The organism is Cupriavidus sp. 8B (assembly GCF_054589115.1).
On the sequence record NZ_BAAILO010000323.1, the window covers coordinates 1 to 5,346 of the forward strand.

At 67.3% G+C, this 5,346-nt stretch carries 5 protein-coding genes; all 5 read right to left on the minus strand.

Features of this window, described 5'->3' with window-relative positions:
* Positions 1-253: 253 nt before the first annotated feature.
* Positions 254-1,057, minus strand: a complete 804-nt coding sequence (gene dkgB, locus ACYP5B_RS32710; protein WP_459572391.1) for a 2,5-didehydrogluconate reductase DkgB — start codon at positions 1,055-1,057, stop codon at positions 254-256.
* Positions 1,058-1,150: 93 nt separating this feature from the next.
* Entirely contained in the window at positions 1,151-2,053 is a 903-nt protein-coding gene (locus tag ACYP5B_RS32715) for an NAD-dependent epimerase/dehydratase family protein (protein WP_400095755.1), read from the minus strand.
* A gap of 328 nt (positions 2,054-2,381) precedes the next feature.
* Positions 2,382-2,981 (minus strand): DUF3299 domain-containing protein, encoded by a 600-nt coding sequence (locus ACYP5B_RS32720; protein ID WP_459572392.1) that lies wholly within the window; start codon positions 2,979-2,981, stop codon positions 2,382-2,384.
* 70 nt (positions 2,982-3,051) lie between these two features.
* On the minus strand, positions 3,052-4,338 hold the full coding sequence (locus ACYP5B_RS32725) for an ABC transporter permease (RefSeq protein ID WP_459572393.1): 1,287 nt from the start codon (positions 4,336-4,338) through the stop codon (positions 3,052-3,054).
* Positions 4,332-5,126: an ABC transporter ATP-binding protein gene (locus ACYP5B_RS32730; protein ID WP_459572394.1), complete on the minus strand. Its 795-nt coding sequence runs from the start codon at positions 5,124-5,126 to the stop codon at positions 4,332-4,334. Before ACYP5B_RS32730 ends, ACYP5B_RS32725 begins: the two co-directional genes overlap by 7 nt.
* Positions 5,127-5,346: the final 220 nt, after the last annotated feature.

Below are 5,346 nucleotides of genomic sequence, written 5' to 3' on the forward strand. Positions count from 1 at the left end.
GCGAAAAGAGCGGAAAAGAGGGACCCATGTCTGAGTATCGCCTTAAGGCGATGCGAGTTTGGGTCCCGGCCGCTCTTTTCGTCGAATCCCGAGGGGCAGTCGCCCCATCCGGCGCGCCTTTTTTGCCTACTTTTTTGGCAAGACAAAAAAGTAGGTCGCCGCCCCGCAGGGGTGGTGAAACTGCAGTTGACTTTAAGCAGTTGCAGTTGCAGTTGCAGTTGCAGTCGCACTTAAGCCAACCAACCCACCAACGTCAATCCCATTCAGGCGCCAACCCCTCCGGACTAGTCAACCGCCCACCTCGATCCAGCGCAGCAATATCAGCCATATCCTGCTCAGACAGGCGAACAGCCAGCGCCCCAAGGTTGCTCTCCAGATTGGCACGCTTGGTAGAAGAAGGAATCACCGCATAACCAAGCTGCATAGCCCAAGCTAACACCACCTGCGCAGCCGTAGCCCCATGCCGCTGAGCAATCCCCTGAATCACCGGATCCTGCAAAGCCTTGCCATAGCCCAATGTCATATACGAAGTGATGTGAATCCCCTGGCTACGAGCAAAATCAACCACCTTGCGGTTCTGCAAGAACGGATGCAACTCGACCTGGTTGGTAGCAATAGCACCCGCCCCAACCACATCGATGGCCTGCTGCATCAGCCTGATCGTGAAATTGGACACCCCGATCTGACGAGTCAGCCCCTGCTCGCGAGCCTCGGCCAGCGCGCTCATGAATTCAGCAACCGGCACCGCATCATCCGGCGACGGCCAGTGGATCAGCGTCAGGTCGACATGATCCGTACGCAGCTTGGCAAGGCTGTCCTTGAGGCTGGCCGCCAGCTTGTCGCGCGACAGGTTCCCGGTCCAGATCTTGGTCGTCAGGAACAGGTCCGAGCGAGCCACGCCGCTCTCGGCAATGGCCTGGCCAACCTCGGCCTCGTTGCCGTAGATCTGCGCGGTGTCGATGGCGCGGTAGCCAACGTCGAGGCCGTTGCGCACGGAGTCGATGACGGTCTGGCCTTGCAGGCGGAAGGTACCTAGGCCGATGGCGGGGATGGACATTGTGTTTTCCTTTGTCAGGTCATGCGTTAGCGGTCACGGCCGGCTGCGGCCATGGCCTGAATGATTCCGCGTTTCAGTGTTTCAGGTGGGGCGTCAGGCGAGCGGCATCTCGTTCTCGATCCATGCCGTCACCGACGCGTGCCGGGGCTGCCAGCCCAGCTCCGAGCGCGCGCGCTGTGCGCGCACGCGGCTGTTGGAGCCGAAGGAGTAGCGCGACTGGCCTTCGCCCCAGGTGGGCGTGGCCTCTTCGACCGACCAGGACTGCACGGGCCCGAGGCCGAGCCGCCGGGCAATGGCAGCGCCGATCTCGGCGTACGACGCCTCGCCGTTCTCGACGAAATAGAAGGCGCCTGCGGGCGCGCTGTCGAGCACGCGCGCATAGAGGTCCACGACATCGGCGATATGCACGTTGGACCAGCGGTTCACGCCAGCGCCGACGATGCGCACCACGCCGCTTTGCCTGGCCTGTGCCACCAGCGGCGGAATCTGCACGCTGTCGGCATGCAGCCCGGCGCCAACGCCGTAGATCATGCTGTTGCACAGCACGGCGCTGCGCACGCCATCTGCAGCGGCTGACAGCACCATCTGGTCGATGGCGTGGCGCGCCTGCTTGCCCGCCTCCACCACGAACGGTGTTTCCTCGTCGAAGATACGCGGCGACAAGGCATTGCCGCCGGCATCGTCGCCGATCACGCTGGAGCCGCTGGTATGCAGCAACGGCTTGCCCGAGTCGCGCAAGCCGGCCAGCAGCGCCGCTACAGCGGCGCGGTGGTCGCTGCTGGCGGCGTTGATCACGCCGTCGGCTTGGGCGGCTTCGCGCGTCAGCAGGGCGGCGTCATCGAGCGTGCCCTGCACGGGCACGACGCCGCGCGTGGCCAGCTGTGCGGCCTGTGCCGGATTGCGGACCAGGCCGCGCACGCTATGTCCTGCGGCAATGAAGTGGGCAGCGACAGAGCCGCCGATAAAGCCGGTCGCGCCGGTGATGAAGATTTGCATGGGATTGCTCCTGGGACCGGGCTGCGAAGCGCGTCGATTGGGTCGGGGCCGAGAGACTGTGGCCGTGGCCGGATGAACATGACCCGAGTATCCGCGCTACCCATACAGAGAAAAACCGGGCGGCGTGCAGAACATATTTGATTCCCGCGCAAGAATGGGCGGCCCGCACACGATATGTGCTGCGCACTGCCTGCGCCGCCGTGCCGTAGCGCCACCGTGCCTAGCCCCAGACTGGAAACGGATCGAGCGCGATCCTGCCGAATGCCGTGGACTCGATCCGGGCCCGCGGATTGAGCCCGCGCAGAGCCATACTTGCAACTTAGTTGCATTAGTGGCGCGCCGGCGGAAGATAGGGCTCCACCCTCGCCGCGGGCATGGCGTAGCCGGCATGGCCCATCATGATGTCCGCCCGCTCGACCCGCATCGCGCCGCTGATCCACACGGTGTCCATGGTGCGCAGCCCCGCCAGCGGCTTGTCCGTGCGCACATGGATGACCTGGTTGGCGGGCGGCGGCGGCACATGGATGCACGCGCCAAAGTACGGCACCAGCAGGAACTCGCGGATCGCCTCGCCCTCCCCATCGAGCGAGACGACAAAGCCGGCAATGCGCACGGCGGCGCCATCGATCTTGGACTCCACGGGTGCGTTCTTCCAGTACTGCCGGGCCCTGTACAGGGCGATCTGCGCGCGCGGGTCGCCGTCCTCCAGCGCATCGAGCTTCAGGCCCTTGAAGGGCGCAAGCGGATCCCAGCCCTTCGGCAGCAAGGCCTGCCAGTCGATCTCGCGCAGGGCCGAGTCGGGTGCGGCGGGCGCGGGTTGCAGCGCCTCGCCTATCGCGTAGGCGGGCGGCTTGGCAGTGGCTGAACCCGCTTTGGCTTGCGGCGGCGGCAGCGGCCGGAAGAAATACGCCGCGCCCCCAATGGCCACTCCGATGACATGACAGTGAGCACAAACAAAGCACGCTGTGCATGAGGGGCCATGACGGTCTTCTCCCTCATCATGTGGTCGGCACCAGCCCGTCGGCCAGGCTAAGGCGGTAAGCACGCCACCCCGGCAGCAGGCTCACGCAGAAGCCGGCCGCCACCGCGGCGGCAAGCAGCGGCCATTCGCCCGGCGTGGGCCAGACCGCCTGCAAGGCCACGCCGTACGTGGCTTCCAGGTAGGGGCCAAACGCCGCCGCCAGCGCGCTCAGCAACACGAGCCCGAGCAGCGCGCCGGCGGCCATCACCACCAGCCCTTCCAGCGCCAGCATCGCCAGCAGGTCGCGCGGGCGGGCGCCGACCGCGCGCAGGATGGCCAGCTCGCGCCGCCGCTCGCCCAGCGCGGCAAGGATGGAGGACGCCAGCCCCGCCAGCCCGACCACCACCACCAGCGCCGACACCAGCAGCATGGCACGCTCGGCCACACCGATGACGCGCCATAGCTCGTCCAGCGCCACGCCCGGCAGCACCGCCATCAACGGCTCATGCGGGTCCTCGGCAATCTCGCGTTGCACGGCAAAGACCTGCGACCTCAGCTTCAGGCCGACCAGCACGCCCGTCACGCTATGGGGCGTGAGGTCGAACTTGCGCACCTGCTCCGGCAGGATCGCCAGGCCCGGCAGCGGCACGCCGCCCTCCCAGCCGAGGTGGATGGCTTGCATGGCTTCCAGGCCGATATGCACGGTGCGGTCCACCGGCGTGCCGGTACGCGCCAGGATGCCGCTGACCACGAAGGGCTTGTCGCCATGTGCGTGGTGGCTGGCATGATCGGCATGCAGCGGGCCTTCGTCTTCGCTGTCGCCGTGGCTGAGCACGATGCGATCGCCCACGCGGTAGCCCAGCCGGCTCGCCACCTCGGCGCCAAGCACGGCATCAAACAACGCCGCGAACGGCCTGCCCTGCGCCAGCTCCAGCGCACGGCGATCCCCGTAGCGGTAGTGGGTGAAGTAGCTGGCCGTGGTCGCCAGCACCGGGAAGCCGCGGTGCGAGTCGCCCAGCGAGAGCGGAATGGTCCACGCCACCGCCGGATGCCGCGCCAGCCGCTCGACGCTGCCCCAGGTCATATTGTTGGTGGCCCCGCCGAGGTGGAACACGGTGTAGAGCATCAACTGGATCGGGCTGGCGCGCGCGCCGACCACCAGGTCGGTGCCGGACACCGACTGCGCGAAGCTCGCCCGCACCGCATGCCGGATACGCTCCACGCCCAGCAGCATGGCGACGGACATGGCAATCGCCAGCAGCATCAGCAGCAGGTTGAAGCGGCGGTTCCACGCGCTGCGCGCGGCCATCGAGAGCATCAGCATCGTGCCGGCTCCATCGCATTGATCCCGTCCATCGCGTCCATCGTATCGACCGCCGGCAGCGACAGCCTGCGCGAGAAGCCCGCCGACAAGCGCTCGTCATGGCTGACAAACACCAGGCTGGCGCCGGCGATGCCGCATTCCCGCTGCAGCAACGCCATGAAGGCCTGCTGGCGCGGCGCGTCCAGCGCGGAGGTGGGCTCATCGGCCAGCACCACCTGGGGACAGCCGATCAGCGCGCGCGCCGCCGCCACGCGCTGCTGCTGGCCAACCGAGAGCCGGGTGACGGGGCGCTGCCACAGGGCGGGCGACAGGTCGAGCTGCCTGAGCAGCGCTTGCGCGGCGGCTTCCGGCGTCTCGCCCTGCGCCGCCGTACGCTCGCGCCGGCTGGGCGAAAAGCGGCAAGGCAGCAGCACGTTGTCCACGACAGACAGGTAGGGCAGCAGGTTGAACTGCTGGAAGACCAGGCCAACATGATCGGCGCGCAAGCGGTCGCGCTGCGCGGCGGACAACGCGCCCAGCGCGGTGCCCAGCACGCGCACGCTGCCTTGCTGCGGCAGCAGCACGCCGGCCAGCATCGACAGCAGGGTGCTCTTGCCACTGCCGCTGGGCCCGCACACGAACACCTGCTCGCCCGCGTCCAGCCGGAACCGCTCAAGACGCAGGCAAGCCGCCGCCTGCCCGGGCCATGCAAATGCGATGCCTTGCAGGTCGATGACGGGATTGCCGCTCGTCTTGCGGGCCTCGCCATGTTCGCTGCGTTCGCTACGTTCGCCGATACCGGTCATCATCCAAAACCTCGCCACGCATAATGCAACAGTGTTGCATTATGCTGTGCCCAGGCAAAAGATGGCAAGCGGCCCCGGCGGCACCCACGGCCTGCCGCGCTCCGCGCACACCGCGCAACTTCAGGCGCCAGGCGCCGGTGATGGGCCTGTGCCGTCTACCTTGCCGCGCGTGCCGGCACGCGGCTCGCGGTGACCGTGACCTCGACCAGCCATCCCGGCGGCA